Source organism: Flavobacterium sp. N3904, assembly GCF_025947305.1.
Taxonomy (GTDB): domain Bacteria; phylum Bacteroidota; class Bacteroidia; order Flavobacteriales; family Flavobacteriaceae; genus Flavobacterium.
Map to the genome: position 1 here is coordinate 2776429 of NZ_CP110009.1, position 18041 is coordinate 2794469.

Annotated in this window: 16 protein-coding genes; 8 read left to right on the forward strand and 8 right to left on the reverse strand. The window is 32.6% G+C overall.

Annotated features, from left to right (window positions below; translation table 11 throughout):
• Window positions 1-66: 66 nt before the first annotated feature.
• The 5 genes from OLM57_RS11805 (at window position 67) to OLM57_RS11825 (ending at window position 4942) form a co-directional block, all read left to right on the forward strand.
• Window positions 67-873, forward strand: a complete 807-nt coding sequence (locus OLM57_RS11805) for an enoyl-ACP reductase (RefSeq protein WP_264563894.1) — start codon at window positions 67-69, stop codon at window positions 871-873.
• A 118-nt stretch (window positions 874-991) separates the two neighbouring features.
• Complete coding sequence (locus tag OLM57_RS11810) at window positions 992-1984, forward strand: glycosyltransferase (protein WP_264563895.1); 993 nt, start codon at window positions 992-994, stop codon at window positions 1982-1984.
• 7 nt (window positions 1985-1991) lie between these two features.
• Window positions 1992-2588 (forward strand): dephospho-CoA kinase, encoded by a 597-nt coding sequence (gene coaE, locus OLM57_RS11815; RefSeq protein WP_264563896.1) that lies wholly within the window; start codon window positions 1992-1994, stop codon window positions 2586-2588.
• A gap of 59 nt (window positions 2589-2647) precedes the next feature.
• Window positions 2648-4231: a sensor histidine kinase gene (locus tag OLM57_RS11820; protein WP_264563897.1), complete on the forward strand. Its 1584-nt coding sequence runs from the start codon at window positions 2648-2650 to the stop codon at window positions 4229-4231.
• Window positions 4232-4234: 3 nt separating this feature from the next.
• Window positions 4235-4942 (forward strand): response regulator transcription factor, encoded by a 708-nt coding sequence (locus OLM57_RS11825; protein ID WP_264563898.1) that lies wholly within the window; start codon window positions 4235-4237, stop codon window positions 4940-4942.
• Window positions 4943-4981: 39 nt separating this feature from the next.
• Here the strand turns inward: OLM57_RS11825 and OLM57_RS11830 are convergent, their stop codons facing one another.
• From OLM57_RS11830 to OLM57_RS11860, 7 genes are all read right to left on the reverse strand, one after another.
• A complete protein-coding gene (locus OLM57_RS11830) occupies window positions 4982-5722 on the reverse strand; it encodes an acyl-[acyl-carrier-protein] thioesterase (protein WP_264563899.1) in 741 nt (246 codons plus the stop codon).
• Between the two features lie 16 nt (window positions 5723-5738).
• Window positions 5739-6665: a tRNA (adenosine(37)-N6)-dimethylallyltransferase MiaA gene (gene miaA, locus OLM57_RS11835; protein ID WP_264563900.1), complete on the reverse strand. Its 927-nt coding sequence runs from the start codon at window positions 6663-6665 to the stop codon at window positions 5739-5741.
• A gap of 147 nt (window positions 6666-6812) precedes the next feature.
• Complete coding sequence (locus OLM57_RS11840; protein WP_264563901.1) at window positions 6813-7661, reverse strand: ion transporter; 849 nt, start codon at window positions 7659-7661, stop codon at window positions 6813-6815.
• Window positions 7662-7671: 10 nt separating this feature from the next.
• Entirely contained in the window at window positions 7672-9033 is a 1362-nt protein-coding gene (locus tag OLM57_RS11845; protein WP_264563902.1) for an exonuclease domain-containing protein, read from the reverse strand.
• 61 nt (window positions 9034-9094) lie between these two features.
• On the reverse strand, window positions 9095-9754 hold the full coding sequence (locus OLM57_RS11850) for a YggS family pyridoxal phosphate-dependent enzyme (RefSeq protein ID WP_264563903.1): 660 nt from the start codon (window positions 9752-9754) through the stop codon (window positions 9095-9097).
• A 20-nt stretch (window positions 9755-9774) separates the two neighbouring features.
• The gene (locus OLM57_RS11855; RefSeq protein WP_264563904.1) at window positions 9775-10662 is read right to left on the reverse strand and encodes a 3-hydroxyacyl-CoA dehydrogenase family protein; all 888 of its coding nucleotides are present in this window, start codon (window positions 10660-10662) and stop codon (window positions 9775-9777) included.
• Between the two features lie 92 nt (window positions 10663-10754).
• The gene (locus OLM57_RS11860; protein WP_264563905.1) at window positions 10755-11720 is read right to left on the reverse strand and encodes a Gfo/Idh/MocA family protein; all 966 of its coding nucleotides are present in this window, start codon (window positions 11718-11720) and stop codon (window positions 10755-10757) included.
• 144 nt (window positions 11721-11864) lie between these two features.
• Between OLM57_RS11860 and OLM57_RS11865 the strand changes: the two genes are divergently transcribed.
• The 3 genes from OLM57_RS11865 to OLM57_RS11875 all read left to right on the forward strand — a co-directional run bounded on the left by OLM57_RS11865 (window position 11865) and on the right by OLM57_RS11875 (window position 17236).
• A complete protein-coding gene (locus tag OLM57_RS11865) occupies window positions 11865-12506 on the forward strand; it encodes a protein-L-isoaspartate(D-aspartate) O-methyltransferase (RefSeq protein ID WP_264563906.1) in 642 nt (213 codons plus the stop codon).
• A 51-nt stretch (window positions 12507-12557) separates the two neighbouring features.
• On the forward strand, window positions 12558-16310 hold the full coding sequence (locus OLM57_RS11870) for a transglutaminase domain-containing protein (RefSeq protein ID WP_264563907.1): 3753 nt from the start codon (window positions 12558-12560) through the stop codon (window positions 16308-16310).
• A 287-nt stretch (window positions 16311-16597) separates the two neighbouring features.
• On the forward strand, window positions 16598-17236 hold the full coding sequence (locus OLM57_RS11875) for a PAS domain-containing protein (protein ID WP_264563908.1): 639 nt from the start codon (window positions 16598-16600) through the stop codon (window positions 17234-17236).
• A 78-nt stretch (window positions 17237-17314) separates the two neighbouring features.
• On the opposite strand, the gene OLM57_RS11880 is transcribed toward OLM57_RS11875, so the two are convergent.
• Window positions 17315-17983, reverse strand: coding sequence for a hypothetical protein (locus tag OLM57_RS11880; RefSeq protein WP_264563909.1), 669 nt, complete (start codon window positions 17981-17983; stop codon window positions 17315-17317).
• Between the last annotated feature and the right edge of the window lie 58 nt (window positions 17984-18041).

The window sequence follows — 18041 nt, forward strand, 5'->3', positions numbered from 1 at the left end:
TACTTGATGGTTTAAAATCAAGAAAATAAGGTGTTTTTTTATAATTTAATTTTAAATAATATTTTTATGTATAATTTATTAAAAGGTAAAAGAGGTATCATTTTTGGTGCTTTGGATGAAAACTCTATTGCATGGAAAACAGCTGAACGTATTCATGAAGAAGGTGGGATTTTTGTATTAACCAATGCGCCTGCGGCAATGCGGTTAGGTGATATTGATAAATTAGCCCAAAAAATCGGATGTCAAATTATTCCCGCTGATGCCACTTCGGTAACAGATTTAGAAATTTTGGTTGACAAAGCAGTTGAAATTCTTGGTGGTAAAATAGATTTTGTTTTACATTCAATCGGAATGTCGGTGAATGTTCGAAAAGGGAATCACTATACCAATCAGAATTATGAATATACTGAAAAAGGCTGGAATGTTTCTGCGGTTTCTTTTCATAAGCTAATGCAAGTATTATATAAAAAAGATGCCATGAATGAATGGGGCAGTATCATTGCCTTGTCTTATATGGCAGCTCAGCGTGTTTTTCCAGATTATAATGATATGGCAGACAATAAGGCTTTCCTGGAATCTATTGCGCGTAGTTTTGGGTATTTCTTTGGCAGGGACAAAAAAGTGAGAGTAAATACGATTTCGCAATCGCCTACAGCAACACGTGCAGGTCAAGGGGTTAAAGGGTTTGGAGGATTTATCGCTTTTGCTGAAAAAATGTCTCCACTAGGAAACGCTACAGCTGCAGAATGTGCTGACTATATTGTTGTTATGTTTTCTGATTTAACTAGAAAAGTGACTCTGCAAAACTTATTGCATGACGGTGGATTCTCCAATATGGGAGTCAGTCAAGAAGTAATGGAAATGTTTGAATAAATAATTATTAAGCTTTTTTGTTGTAAAACCATCAATCAAAAATTGATGGTTTTTTTGATGATAAAGAGTACCTTTGTTAAAATTTAAAATAAAAAATATTTAATACCGCTGTAATATTATGTTGTTTTCGTTGATCATCCCCGTTTATAATCGCCCAGATGAAGTTGATGAACTGCTGGAAAGTTTGTCAAAAACTACTTATGATGAGATTTTTGAAATTGTTCTTGTTGAAGATGGATCCACAATTCGTTGTCAGGAAGTTGCTCAAAAATATGGCGACAAACTTGATATTTCTTATTACTATAAAGAAAATTCTGGGCCTGGTGCTTCCAGAAATTATGGTATGAATAAGGCACGAGGTGATTACTATATTATATTCGACTCAGATTGTATCATTCCAAGTAATTATTTAAGCGAAGTACAGAAAGCATTAAATGAAAATTATGTAGATTGTTTTGGTGGTCCTGATAAAGCATTGGATAGTTTTTCGGATATACAGAAAGCGATTAATTTTGCAATGACTTCTTTTCTTACGACTGGAGGAATAAGAGGCGGATCCGAAAAAATTGGAAAGTTTCAACCCCGAAGTTTCAATATGGGATTGTCTCGAAAAGCATTTGAAACATCTAAAGGCTTTGGGAATATACATCCAGGTGAAGATCCAGATTTATCTATACGATTGTGGAATTTGGGATTTGAAACCAGACTGTTTTCAAAAGCATTTGTTTACCATAAAAGAAGAATTGATTGGGATAAATTTTCAATTCAGGTCAATAAATTTGGAAAAGCTAGACCAATACTCAATAGTTGGTATCCAGAGCATAATAAATTAACTTTTTTCTTCCCAACGGTTTTTATAACAGGATTTTTTGTATCTTTAATATTGTTGATTTTTAATCAAGATATTCCTCTTAAATTGTATTTTGGTTACTTTCTGGCATTATTTTTGCTTTCTTCCATACAGAATAAGAGTGTTAAAATAGGTTATTTGTCAATCGTAGCGGTCTGGAAACAGTTTTATGGATATGGAATTGGATTTTTACAGTCTTACGTTAAAGTTATTCTTTTAAAACAAAATCCAAAAGAAGCTTTTCCAGAGTTGTTTTTTTAAATTTAACATGACAAAAATAATTGGTTTGACAGGTGGAATTGGCAGTGGTAAAACTACAGTGGCCAAATTATTTTCAGAGTATGGAATACCTGTTTATATTGCCGATTTGGAAGCCAGAAATTTAATGCAGTCTGATTTAATTTTAAAGCAAATTCACAATAAATTTGGGGATTCAGTTTTTATAAACGGAGTTTTATTGCGAGACAAGTTATCTGAAATTGTGTTTAATGATACTGATAAATTAAAACAACTGAATGAAATTGTTCATCCTGCTGTAAAAAAGCATTTTAAAAATTGGCTTGCAGACAATAAAAACGCTCCGTACGTTATCTATGAAAGTGCTATACTATTTGAAAGTGGCAGTTATAACGAATATGATTTGATAATTAATGTTGTTGCTCCCCTTGAAATTAGGATTCAACGTGTAATAGAAAGAGATAAAACCACAAGAGAGAAAGTATTGGAAAGAGTGAAAAATCAATGGAATGATGAGCAAAAATCATCAAAAAGCGATTTTATATTAGAAAATACCAGTTTAGAGGGCGTAAAGTTAGAGATTGTTAAAATTCTTAAATTTTTAGGAATTAATCAAATCAAGTCTTAAATGTTAATCTTTGGTTAATGCATTATTTAATATATTGTTAAAATACTAATTTTGCTTAAATGAATAAGTTATTTTTTAGAGTACTAGTCTTGTTAATGAGTTTATCTTTGATTGGGATAATTCTTGTTCAAGTGTATTGGTTTAATAATTCATTTAAAAATAATGATGAGCAATTTAAATTTCACGTAAAACAAGTTATCGGTAATGTGGCTGATAAGTTGCAAAGCAGAGAAGCATATAGTTTTTATGATAAATACAATCATTATAAAGACAGTACCGGTAAAATTCCAAAAAGAGATGATTTATTGGAGTTTTATTATGTTCAGAAGAATCCAAAGACTAACAAAACTATTATTTATTCGAATAGTATAATTTCAGAGGATTTTAAAATTTCGGCAGGTTTATTCGATAAAAAATTTGATACTGAGAATTTTAAAAATTTTAACTCCAAAAGAGTTACCGAAGTTTACAATAACAATAAACTTGATAATTCGGGGTTACAGCAAAGTTTAATTCCGGACATCAAGATTGAAAAATCGGGTAATTTGGATGTATTGGATAATGCCCAGTTTGAAATATTTTTTAAAGACATTGCCTCTGCAATGCCTCTTGAAGAAAGAATTTCAAAAGAAGTATTAAGAGACCTCATTAAGAAAGAATTAGAAGAATATGGTGTTAAGACTAAATTCGAATTTGGAATTTACAGTAATGGGATAGCGACAAAAATAAAATCGGATGATTTTAAATACGATAAGGATGCTACCTATTCAATACCTATTTTTACTGATAACGAAGGAAATGAAAAATACAAATTGCTGGTTACTTTTCCTCATAAAAAGAAGTTTTTACTGTCAGAATTAGTGAGTATTACAATATTATCAATCATATTTACACTAATTATTATTATAGCTTATACAAGTGCATTAAACCAGTTAATACGTCAGAGACAGATATCCGAAATTAAAACGGATTTCATAAATAATATGACGCATGAGTTTAAAACACCTATTGCAACAATAAATTTAGCTTTGGATGCTATTCGGAATCCGAAGATTATTGATGATAAAGAGAAAGTTTTTAAATATCTCGAAATGATACGGGATGAGAATAAACGAATGCATGCTCAAGTTGAAAATGTATTAAGGATTTCTAAATTAGAAAAGAAAGAATTAAATATAATAAAAGAGTCTAGTGATATTGAAGAAGTCATAAATGATGCTATCGAACATGTAAGTTTGATTTTAGAAGATAGGGAGGGAAGTATAGATACTCATTTCGGAGCCATAAGGAAAACTGTTTTACTAAATGATGTTCACTTTACCAATGTAGTAGTCAATATCTTGGAGAATGCAATAAAATATACTCCGGGAGTTCCTAAAATTGATATTTATACAGAGAATATTAAGGACATGGTTCTTATAAAAATTAAAGATAATGGAGTAGGTATGAGTAAGATTGCTCAAAAAAGAATTTTTGAAAAATTTTACAGGGAGCATACCGGTGATATACATAATGTGAAAGGACACGGATTGGGTCTTGCTTATGTAAAGAGAATTGTAGATGACCATAACGGTCAAGTATATGTTGAAAGTGAAAAAGGGAAAGGAAGTACCTTCATAATAAAATTACCATTAATAAATTAAAATATGGAAAACGCGAATAAAAAAATTCTGTTAGTTGAAGACGACCTTAATTTTGGTGCTGTACTAAAAGACTATTTAATGCTTAATGATTTTGATGTTGTTTTGGCAAAAAATGGTATGGAAGGTTTTGAAAAATTCAAAAAGGATACTTATGATTTATGTATTCTTGATGTAATGATGCCCTATAAAGACGGTTATACTTTGGCCAAAGAAATAAGAGAAAAAAATAATGAAGTGCCTATTATTTTCCTTACCGCAAAATCTATGAAAGAGGATGTTTTAAAAGGATATAAAGCAGGTGCAGATGATTATTTAAACAAACCTTTTGATTCAGAAGTGCTTTTGATGAAAATTAAGGCTATTATTCAAAGAAAAGCATCTGATGCAAAACCAGAAGCGGTACAATTTGAGTTTAATGTTGGTAAATTCCACCTTAATTCAAAACTTCGTTTCTTGACTTTTAGCAACGAGGAACCTATTAAATTATCTCCAAAAGAGAATGAATTGCTTAAAATGCTGATTCTTCATGAAAATGATTTAATGCCAAGAGAGTTGGCCTTGACAAAAATATGGAGAGATGATAATTATTTTACTTCCAGAAGTATGGATGTTTATATTGCTAAACTAAGAAAATATTTAAAATTAGATGAAGATGTCGAAATTTTAAACATTCACGGTGAAGGATTTAGATTAGTTGTTAAAGCTAAATAATAAAATACAAAAAGGCTTCGATTAAATTCGAAGCCTTTTTTATTTCCAATTGAGTTGTAAGGCAAAGCATGTTTTATCCTCTTTGGTAATGCTGAAAACAGTTTCATCGACATTTATACATTCGTGTATTACAACTTTGTCTTTTAGGGAGAGTTCTTTTAAAAAGTTCATTTCAAAACTTTTTAGCTGTTGGGATATTATTTTTTTTTCATCCACTAAATCCAAACACCATTCGAGGTATTTTACATTATTGGCATGATTTACAATATCTAAATCAGATAAAAAAACTGTTCTTTCGAAAACCATTTCTTTTTCGTGAGTTAAATTTATTTTTGAAAATCCCATTTGGGTTGCTTTATTTTCAGGATACAATTCAAAATGCTGATAAGGAAGTGCCAAAGGTTCCGGTCTGCGGGCTTTGGTATTGAAAACTGCCCAAAAGGTTTCCGATCCTACTATTTTTCTCCCGTTGACATACATTTCAAGTGCTCTTACCGAACGTGAATTTTCTAAGGAATTGATCCACGTCTTTACTGTTACCACATCTCTCCATTTAGGAAGCTCCGTGATTTCTACGCGCATTCTACTCAAAACCCAAGCCTGATTGAATTCCTGCATATCGGTAAAACTGATTCCTCCAACTTCAGAATGGGCAGCTGCAGTTAATTGCAAAAGATTGCATAAATCGGTGTATTTTAAGTAGCCATTTGGAGTACATTGCGTAAAATTGATTTCCCAATCTTTGCTTAAAACAGAAGTGAAATTTGGACTTATTGGCATATAAATAAATTATGAATTATGAATTATGAATTTGATCATTTATGTAATTAATAATTTTCGTTGTATCCGTTAAATAATCGAACCATTTGGTGTTTTCATTTCGCTTGAACCAGGTAAGTTGGCGTTTTGAAAACCGGCGGGTGTTTTTTTTGATTTCTTCAATGGCAAATGGCAAAGTAAATTCACCATCAAAATAGCTGAATAATTCTCTATAGCCTACAGTTTGCAATGCATTCAGTTTTTTGTTTGGATATAGTTTTTCGGCTTCCGCCAAAAGTCCTTCATTGAGCATACTGTCAACTCGTTGGTTTATTCTTTCGTAAATTACAGTTCTATCGGCTTCTAGACCAATTAGAATTGGTGTAAAATTACGGTTGTTTTTCTTTTGATTCAAAAAAGAGGAATACGGTTTCCCGCTTCCAAGGCAAACTTCTACAAAGCGCATCATACGTTGAGGGTTTTGCAGGGTTTGCGGATTTTCGGAAGTTATTCTCTGGAAATAGTCGGGATCTAATGTTTCTAATTGCTGTTGAAGGTATTCTATTCCTAGTTTTTCGTAATTTAAATTTACTTTTTCCCGAGTCGAAGGATCGATGGAAGGAAACTCGTCGAAGCCTTTTAAAATGGCATCTACATACAATCCAGATCCTCCGACGAGAACCAGATAATCATTAGTTTGAAATAATTCCTCGATTTTGGTCAGCGCTTCTTTCTCAAAATCGCCAACAGTATAATTATCAAAAATGGATTTGTTTTGTATAAAATGATGCGTTGCCGCAGCCAATTCGTGTGGACTGGGAACAGCTGTTCCGATGGTCATTTCCTTGAAAAACTGTCGACTATCGCAGGAAACGATTTCGCAAGTATAATGGTTGGCCAAGCCGATACTCAGGGCTGTTTTCCCGATGGCTGTTGGTCCGACTATGGTGATTAAGTACTTCATGTTCTTTTTTAGCCCAGATGGAAACGGAAAGCCCAGAGTTATTCTAGTTTGTTTTTCTTGGTAAAAAAGAGCGACTGGAAGAAGCTCCTTTTGTGCCTTAGAAAAACTACTGGAATAATGAGGAGTTGCAGTGTACAGCTGGATTGGCTACTGATTATTATTTAAATTGTTACCGCAATGATAACAATATTTTGCGTTTTCGTTTTGTGTGAGCGTACCACATGCTGCACATGTAGTTTTGATAGTGTCTGCCTTTATGTCCTGATTTGTATTTCTTTTTGCAAATTCGGCCGTTACAATTCCAGTAGGAACGGCAATGATTCCGTATCCTAATATCATTACTAATGCCGCTAAAAATTGACCGAGAGGAGTTTGAGGGGAAATATCTCCATAGCCGACTGTGGTTAAGGTTACAATGGTCCAATAAATACTCATAGGAATACTTGTAAAGCCACTTTCCTTGCTTTCTACTATGTACATTATCGAACCAATAATAATGGTGCTAATGAGCACAAAATAGATAAATACTGTGATTTTTCCTCTGCTGGCCGTAAGAGCTTCTTTCATGTGTATGGATTGGCTCGTAAATTTTGGATGGTTGAGTATTTTGAATAGCCGTAACAACCGCAAGGCTCGAATGACAGATAATATTCTTGTTCCTGGGAAAAAAAGCGACAAATACATTGGTAATGTTGCGATAAGATCTATGATACCATAGAAACTGAAAATGTATTTTATGGGTTTGTTGATAGAAAATATACGTAATAAGTATTCAAGTGTGAAGAAAACGGTAATTATCCATTCTGTTAAAACAATTTCGCTGTGGTATTTTGCATCGAAGCCCTGAACGGTTTCCATCATGACTACAAATACGCTTAAAAGAATAAGTCCTAAAAGTATCAAATCGAATAACCTACCCGCTTTTGTGTTGGTGCCGTAGATTATAATTTGAGTTTTTTGTCTTAAAAGATTATATTTTGATTTGACTTTTTTCAATTATTAGTTTTTAAAAATTAATAATTTTCAGTACTCTGTTTTTTCTCAAATAGTTTTGGATATACGCCCTGATGTTTCTATTGTCTGGCATAGGGACAAGTATGTTTTTTAGAATTTCGGGATTGTTGATTTGATAATTCAAATCATAAAATGCATATCCTTTGTAAATTCCATTTTCAATCAAGATTGCACTATGTTCTCCCGTTTTTCGGCCTTTGTCTATGATGATCATATTTTTGTTGTCGAAAAGGTTTTTGTCAATGAATATCTGAACTCTGGCATTGTATTCGGCGGAAGTTATTTTCTGAATGCAAGCGCCATCGCAATCATTGTTTTCATTTTCAGAACAGGCTGTTTTTGCATCAGAAAGGCCGGTTAGTTTGGAACATAGTTGATAATTTGCCGTAATTCGATGTAGAGCTCCTTTACCTTCCTGTTGGTTAGGAAAAGCGGTTACTTCTTTTTTGCGCCCATCGGCTTTTTGCAGCTTTAAATTCAAATATCCGTGTTGGTCCTTTTCGGCATAAATGGCCCAAGACATTGTATTTTTGCGTGCCATTCGATTGTAAATGGGACGGTTTTTCTTTATTTCTTCAGATTCTTTTAATATGGAAATCAATTCGCTTCCGGTTTCTTCATAAGTTACGGTGAAAACTTCGGTTTGAATTTTTTTGGCACTGCTGGTTATTCCAGTAAAATGTTGATTGACTCTTTTCTTTATATTTTTGCTTTGGCCTATGTATATAATTTTGCCATCTTCCCGATGGATGTAATAGATACCTATTTTGGAAGGAAGGCTTTCAATTATGTCCAATAATTTTGGAGATACGCCTTTGATGACTTCAAATTTAATGAGCTCTTTTGTGATGGTTTTCTCCAAATCTTTGTCCAAAAGCATCTTAAACAGCTTGACTGTGGCCATAGCATCACCGCTGGCTCTGTGTCTGTCAGCCATTGGAATTCCAAGTGCGCGCACCAATTTTCCAAGGCTATGCGAAGGTTGTTCCGGTAATAAGCGTTGTGATAATTCGACGGTACAAAGGGTTTTTATATTGAAATCATAGCCCAATCGCCGAAATTCGGTGCGGAGAATTCGGTAATCAAAAGAGGCATTGTGTGCTACAAGTACACAGTCGTTTGTCATTTCGATAATGCGTTTGGCTACTTCAAAAAACTTTGGAGCGCTGCGAAGCATTTCATTATTGATTCCTGTAAGTTTGACCACAAACGGTTGAATGGGAATTTCGGGATTGATTAAACTGATGAATTGATCAACGATTTCATGCCCATCAAATTTATAGATAGCAATCTCCGTAATTCCTTCTTCGTTGAATTGTCCTCCAGTGGTTTCTATATCGAGTATTGCGTACAAAATTCAGTGTTCAGTTTACAGTTTTTAGTAATCAGTTTTAAAGCTGAGATCAAAAATCCAATTATCGTCCCCCAAAGATACTACTTCCAATCCGAACCATGGTACTACCGCATGCAATTGCCAATTGGTAATCACCAGACATACCCATGGAAACAGTTTGCAGTTTGCAGTTTGCAGTTTGCAATGGTTGTAATCTGTCAAAAATCGATTTCAAATGCGTGAATTCTTTCTGAATTTGTTTTTGATTATCCGTAAAAGTCGCCATACCCATTAAGCCTACAATTCGAATGTTTTTCATGTCTTTGAATGTAGGAGAGGTTAGTAGTGCTGTTAGTTCTTCTTCATCCAGTCCGAATTTTGATTCTTCTTCTGCAATGTATATTTGGAGTAAGCAATCAATAACCCGATTGTTTTTTGAGGCTTGTTTATTGATTTCTTCTAATAATTTCAAACTGTCCACACCATGAATCAAACTCACGAAAGGAGCCATAAATTTAACCTTATTGGTTTGTACATGTCCAATCATATGCCATTCGATATCTTTGGGCATTTGTTCCCATTTATCGACCATTTCCTGGATTTTATTTTCGCCAAAAATGCGTTGGCCTGCAGTATAGGCTTCCATCAAATCGGGAATGGGTTTGGTTTTGGAAACCGCTACCAAAGTCACATGTTCTGGAAGAGTAGATTTTATATGGAGAATATTTTGTTGAATGGACATTTGTTGATTAAATTTAAAGATTAAACAAACTGTTTCGAAATCTTTTCTGCTTTTTTGCTTTCACTATAATCATAAAAACCTTCTCCTGATTTCACTCCCAATTTTCCAGCTCTTACCATGTTTACCAATAATGGGCAAGGAGCATATTTTGGGTTTTTGAAACCGTCGTACATTACATTTAATATCGCAAGACAAACGTCTAGACCAATAAAATCGGCTAGTTGTAAAGGTCCCATTGGATGTCCCATTCCGAGTTTCATAACAGTGTCAATTTCATAAACACCTGCCACTTTATTGTATAATGTTTCGATTGCTTCATTAATCATTGGCATCAAAATTCTATTGGCCACAAAACCAGGATAATCGTTTACTTCAACAGGAGTTTTACCCAGTTTTTCTGATAATTTCATTATAATGTTTGTCACTTCGTCACTAGTGTTGTATCCGCGAATGATTTCGACCAGTTTCATAATCGGAACCGGATTCATAAAGTGCATGCCAATTACACGTTCAGGGTGTGCTACAACTGCTCCAATTTGAGTAATCGAAATTGAAGAAGTATTAGTTGCCAAAATAGTGTTATGGGAACAGGCTTCATTTAATTGTTTGAAAATATTGAGTTTTAATTCTACATTTTCAGTGGCGGCTTCGACTACCAAATCAACGCCAACAACACCATCTTTTATGTCAGTGTAGGTTATTATATTAGTGATTGTTTTGGCTTTGTCCTCTTCGGTTATAGTTCCTTTGGAAACCATTCGGTCTAGATTGGCAGCTATTGTTGCCATTCCTTTATCCAATGATTTTTCGGAAACATCAATTAATTTTACGGTAAAACCACTTTGTGCAAAGGTGTGGGCAATTCCGTTGCCCATCGTTCCTGCTCCTATTACAGCAATAATTTTCATTTTTATTATTTATTTATAAGTTAAAAAAGTTTAAAATTTAAAGACAAAAAATTGACTTTAAACCTTAAACTTTAATTGGATGTATTGAATTTTTATTTCTTGAAACAATCTATAATTTGATACGCTACTCTCAAAGCATCCGTTGCTTGCTCTAATGTTACGACAGGAGTTGTGTCGTTGTTGATTGCATCAGCAAATGATTCCAGTTCGTCAAGTATGGCATTGTTTTGTTCTACATCTGGATTAGAGAAATAGATTTGTTTTTTTACTCCTTCGGCATTTTGCAAAATCATATCAAAATCACCGGGCACTTCTGGAGCATCTTTCATTTTTACCACTTCGCATCTTTTTTCAAGAAAATCCACAGAGATGTATGCGTCTTTCTGGAAAAATCTTGATTTACGCATGTTTTTCATCGAAATTCTGCTGGCAGTCAAATTGGCCACACAACCATTTTCGAATTCAATTCTAGCATTGGCAATATCGGGAGTGTCACTTATTACTGAAACTCCGCTGGCATTGATGTTCTTAACTTTTGATTTGACAACACTCAAGATAGCATCAATATCATGTATCATTAAATCCAAAACAACAGGCACATCGGTTCCGCGTGGATTGAATTCTGCCAATCGATGGGTTTCAATAAACATGGGATTTTCGATCATGTTTTTGGTCGCAATGAAAGCAGGGTTAAACCTTTCAACATGACCAACCTGACCTTTTACATTATATTCTTTGGCTAATGCAATGATTTCTTCGGCTTCTTCAACCGTATTTGAAATGGGTTTTTCGATAAAAACATGTTTGCCTGATTTAATGGCCACTTTGGCACATTTATAATGGGAAAGCGTTGGGGTGACAATATCAATAACATCAACCGCATGAATTAATGTTGCAATGGTACTGAAATGTTTATAACCAAATTCTTTACTTATTTTTTCGGCGTTTTCTTGATTGGGATCATAAAAACCAACTAATTCATACTTTTCAGATTGTTGTAATAAACGCAAATGTATTTTACCTAGATGCCCAGCACCTAATACTCCAATTTTCAGCATAATAATGAAATTTCTACAAAAATAGTAATTAAATGATTAAATAATTAGGCATTAGCAACAATTATTATGTTAATTTAAAAAATAATAATCACCTGTATTTATTGAATTAGTTTTCTATTTTTGCTTTATATAAAACCCAAAATTTTGAAAGATACCTCCAAGCATCAAGGACTTCGTAATCAGTTAGTAAGTGTCTTACAACAAAAAGGAATTACCGACAAGAACGTTTTGGAAGCCATAAAAAAGATTCCGCGTCACTTATTTTTAAATTCCAGCTTTGAAGATTACGCTTATCAGGATAAGGCTTTTCCTATTGCAGCGGGTCAAACTATTTCCCAGCCTTATACGGTTGCTTTTCAAACTCAGTTGTTGGAAATAAAAAAAGGGCACAAAGTTTTAGAAATTGGTACAGGTTCGGGTTATCAGACGGCAGTTTTGTGTTTGGTAGGCGCACAAGTGTTTAGTATCGAAAGGCAAAATGAATTGTTCAAGCAAACATCTGCTTTATTACCAAAACTTGGAATTCGACCTAAGCACCTTTCTTTTGGGGACGGTTATAAAGGGCTACCCCAACACGCACCCTTTGACAGTATCATTGTTACTGCCGGTGCGCCTGTAATTCCGCAACCTCTTATGGCACAACTCAAAATAGGCGGAAGGCTTGTAATTCCTCTTGGAGAAGATATTCAGATTATGACATTATTGATTCGTAAAAACGAAACTCAATTTGAAAAACATGAATTTGGGGAGTTTCGATTTGTTCCTTTATTAGAAGATAAAAATTAAAATATCATTTATTAGCCAACCATTAATTTACTATTAAACCAACCAAAATTTATGAAAAAAACTACTATTTTGTTTTTATTGTTGTTTACAAATTTTATTTATTCTCAAGTAGATTATACGAATGTCCTGAATTTATTGATTAATAACAAGCGGGAAGAAGCCAGAATTCTATTTGATAAACAATTTGGTAAAAGCAAAACCACAAATATCGACTTGTTATTTTTGGATGCATTTATAGATGAGGAATCTGGAAAACTAAGTTTTGACGAAACACTGATTAAAAACTTAGAAAAACTCCCGAATTCTCAATATTATATTGCCCCATTTATCAATAGGGATATTGTACTAAGTGATATTTCTACCGATGCTTGCAATGATTTTACCTATAAAAAAATTGACTATCTGTCTTCGTCACCAAAGTTTAAAGATTTGCCAATTATTAAATACAGAAAAGCAGTATTTGAGCGCAAAAGAATGCAATTTGAAGAAGCCAAAAAATCATTTGCAGCAATGGAAACAATAAATGATTGGCAATTTTGCGGTGTCTTTGAAAACTTAAATGGAAGCGGTTTAGACATAGAATATGAGCCTGAACTTTATGCCAAAAATGATAAATTATTTGATGCCAACAGTAATGGAAGAATTGGCTGGTATAATCCAAAAAATGTAGAAGATGATGCGTATCAGTTTTTTATCAATGAAAGCGAATATGGTAACGGTATTATATATGCTCAAACCTTCATAGATTCGCCAGAAAAGAAAAGTTTTTTATTGAATTTTGGTGCGAGCCAAGGATTGAAAATATTTTTGAACGATAAAGAAATCTATTATAACCAGGATATAAAAAAGACCAATCTTGATGCCTATACTTTAAAAATTGATTTAGAAAAAGGAATCAACAGATTGCTTTTTAAATTATCAACATCTGGTGGTAGTGATTATTTCTCGGCACAGGTTAAAAATCTTGATGCTACTTTCCCAATTGATTTGAAATACTATAAAACATTTCAACCCTATACCGTTTCAAAAACGGAAAGTATTCAAGCAGAAATTTTGAAATTGGATTATGAGCAGTATTTTGATGATTTGGTAAAAAAATATCCCGACAATTTATTGTGCAAATTATTTCAGTTTACAGCTTATGAATCAAACAATAAAACGATTAATGCCTATGAAGCTATCGAAGGGCTGGATAATAAATATCCAAACAGTTCTTTTATAGCAAGTTATTTTTTAAGGTATTATGATTTAGTAGGAGACGAGGAGCAAAAGAAGCAGGAGATTATAAAAAATATAGAGAAAAATGATATTAATTATTATTATGCTACTTTTTCAAAAATATTAGATGGCAAATGGCTTGAAAATTCTTCTATTGCTGACTTGGAAGTGTATAGAGATCGTTCTAAAAAATACAAACAACGTTTCTGTGAGTTAATGTTTGACTTTATGATCGCTTCTAAAAAAGAAGATGTTGCAGAAATGTTTAAATTATTGGATGATATTGATAAAGATACTTTTGGAAATGAGAAGTTTAAAATAGCTTCTGCTAATTTGTATTTTAAACTTAAAAATGATAAAGCAAAAACCATTTCGCTTTTGGAAGATATCTCCAAAGATAAAATAATAAATGAAGTCGATAATTTATTGATTAATTATTATAACGAATTGAATGACAAAGCTGCAGTCGAAAAAATCGTCAAAAGAAGAATTAAAGAGTATGCCTATATAAATGTTTTTAGAGATGATTATATTAGAATTTTGGCAAATGAAAATCAATACGAGCAGGCATTAGCAGTGGTTGATGAGAATTTAAGTAATTTTCCTTATTCCTTTACAAATATGGAAAAAAAGGCAGCTATTTATAATTTAATGAAGAACAATAAAGAAGCAGAAAAATACATTCGTCAATCATTAACTTATAATTCTGGAAATGGAAAACTGAGAAAGCAATTGTATGACATTTCGAAAACACCGGATGAAATTGATGAAATTGCAACAAAGGATATATACAAATTAATTAAATCAAGAAGAAATTCAAAATTAAAAGGCGATTATGGAGTAGTACTTTTATTGGATGAATATTTGGTAAACGTTTTTCCAGAAGGCGGAAGAAAATCAAGGATTTCGTATATATACGAAATTACATCTGAGAGCGGTATTGAAAAAATGAAAGAATATTCTATAAATTTAGATAGAAATACAATTTTAAAATCTGAAATCATAAAAATCGATGGTACAATTGTTCCAGCCGAAGTGGGAGATGATGTATTAGTGTTTGCTAATTTAAAAGTTGGTGATGTTATCTATATGGAATATGAACGCATTGAAAATGGAACTGGGCGTTTCTATAAGGATTTTAACCTATCTTGTTATTTTGATAGTGATTATCCATCGACTGAAGCTATTTTTGGGCTGGTAAGTCCAGTTGATTGTCAATACGTAACCAGTTTTAGTAACGGAAATGTTGTTCCGGAAACGCGAAAAATAAATGGTAAGAATTGCAGTATTTGGAAAAGAAGTACCATCCCAGCTTTGGCGTTAAAAGAAGATTATGCTCCAACACCAGGCGATTTGACCAATGCAATTGAGGTTGGAACCATAAAATCTTGGGCCGATATTGCAAACTGGTATTCAGATTTGGTAAAGAAAAATTTAAAATTAGATAAAATTACTAAAGATACCTTTAATTCTATTTTTCCAAAAGGTGTTGCTGGGCTAAGCGATGAAGAAAAAGCAAAAAAGATTTATACTTATATAGAACAAAACATAACTTATAGTTCGTTAGATTTTAGACAAAGTGGTTATGTGCCCCAAAAACCATCCAAAACAATATCAACAAAATTGGGTGATTGTAAAGATGTATCAACCTTATTTGTTGCTTTATCAGAATATGCAGGTTTAAAATCTAATTTAGTGCTAGTTTCAACAAATGATAATGGTTTTAATTCAATGCGATTGCCTTCATTAGATTTTAACCATTGCATCGTGCAAACGAGAATAGACAATAAGCTCGTTTTTTTAGAACTTACGGATAAGTATTTGCCATACCGCATGCTTCCGACTTCTTTGTATAAGGCAAATGCATTAGTCATTTCATTCGATAAAAAAGAAAATGAAGCAAACAAATTAATAAACATCCCTTTTGATGATGCAATTCAAAATATTTTGAAAACCACTTCTGTTGTTACGTTAGACGATAAATCAAAAATATTTGTCAATACACATACTATTGAGGGAGCTACCAAATCGTATTATAATGAATTATTTTCAGACGCCACCACTGCCGATGTAAGAGAAAAAGAAATTGAAAAAGGATACAACAAACAATTGCAAAAAGTGATTAGTTTGCAATCGGTTAAACTTCTGTCAAACGAAATATTTGATAAAGGACTTATTTATGAAACTACATTTTCTATAAATGAGAATTTGCAAAAAGTAGGTGGACTCAAAATCACCGATATACCATTTATTGATAAAGTTTATACCAGAGATATTATTTCAACAGAAAACCGAAAATTTGACATCAACTATTTTGATTATGAGGCCAATAATAGATATGAATCAGAAGTTATTTTAAATATCCCTGAAGATAAAAAGTTTTCAGAAATACCGGAGAGTAAGACTTTTTTATTTAAGAGTCAGAGTTATACTTTAAATTTTGAACTTATAAAAAATAATTCTTTGAAGATAAAAAGAGATGTAACCATTCCGTGGGATAATATAGCTCCAAAGGATTATTTAGAATATAAGAAATTTGTAGAAGAAGTAATTGCTGCTGAGGAACAAATTATAGGTTTTAAATAATTTTTTTACATTTTACATTTTTTTAGAAACCATTCATTTTTCGAATGGTTTCTTTTTTTTTTTTTTATATCAGTCAGATTCATAGTAAGTTAAAAAAAAATACAACTATAAACCAGAGGATTTATTTCAGGATTTTTTTTCACAATCTATATCGATTTCGTTAATATTTGCAAAACTGATTTATATCATATTTTTAGCAAATAAGACGTTTTATATTTGTTTTGTCAAGCTTTAGTTAGTAAAACACTTGAAATACACTGAATTCTTTAATAATTTTAAAAAAAGGTATGAGCGAAGAAAAGGAAGTTACCAAAAGGCCAATCCCAATAGATAAAGAGGTGTCTTGGGATAAAACGCAAACCATTATGAGTAAAACGGATTTGTATGGTACTATCGAATATGCAAATGAAGTTTTTGTAGACGTTTGTGGTTATGAAGATTACGAGCTAATGGCTCAGCCTCATAATATTATCAGACATCCTGATATGCCAAAGATTGTATTCAAGGTGCTTTGGGAAAACATTCAAAAAGGAAATCAATTTCATGGAATTGTAAAGAACTTAGCCAAATCGGGTAGATATTACTGGGTAATTACCAATTTTGAATATTCAAGAGATGAAAATGGGAATATCGTAAATTATATCGCCAGAAGAAAAGCTGTTCCGCAGGATGTAATTACAAAGCACATTGAACCTTTGTATAAAAAACTTTTGCAGATTGAACAAGTTAGCGGAATTGGGGCGAGCGAAAAATATTTGATAGGCTTTTTAGAAGAACAAGGACTTAGTTATGTTGATTTAATTACAAAACTAATGGTCGAAAATGAAAAAGAGCAACAATTGCAAAGAGCTCCTCAAGAAGTAGTTCCAGTAGAAATTGAAGAAACAGAAAGCAGAGGCTTCTTTAGTAGATTTTTTGGGAGATAGATTTAATTTTTATATATTAAAAAAAAGGCAAAACTATAATTTTAGTTTTGCCTTTTTTTATATTTTGAGTTTGAACTTTTATTTAGACTTTGGAGCCATATAGCCGTCTTTTCTCATTTCATTTACACAAGCTTGCATGATTTCGTCAACAGTAGTATCAGTGTCAGATACATCTAGAGATTTTGTTGTTGCACTCCATACCAATTTGTTGTTTTTCAAATCAAAAATATTGGTTTCAACATAGTAATAGGTGTTTTCTTGGTAATATCCAGGTGAATAATAAGCTGGAGCATAAGCACCATACCAACCACCAAAACCAGCACCATAACCCATTCCGTAACCACCAGCATATCCATATCCCATACCAGGATACCCCATTCCACCATAATAACCGGCTGTTCCAGGAACATATTGAGTTTGAGTATCGGCTCTTATAAAACGCATTGTAATTACACCGTCAAAACCTTCAGTTTGAAGAATACTTAATTTTTGTTCTTGTGTAAGGTCAAGATTTTGTTGATTCAAATAATTATAAGATGCATTTAAAATCGCAGGATTAATAGATGCGATTCTGTTTTCGGTAGATCTTCTAGTACTTTCATCTTTTACCAGTGCTACAACTAACACTTTCTTGAAATTTTCAGTAGCAAGAGTTGCATTTGGATCTCTCCAACTTGATACTATAGAAGTGTTACTTCCACAACTTGTAAGACATACACATACAAGTGCAATAAATAGTTTTTTCATAATATTTTGTTTTTGTTTTAATGTAGTAAAAGTAATTATAATTTGATTAAACCCTAAA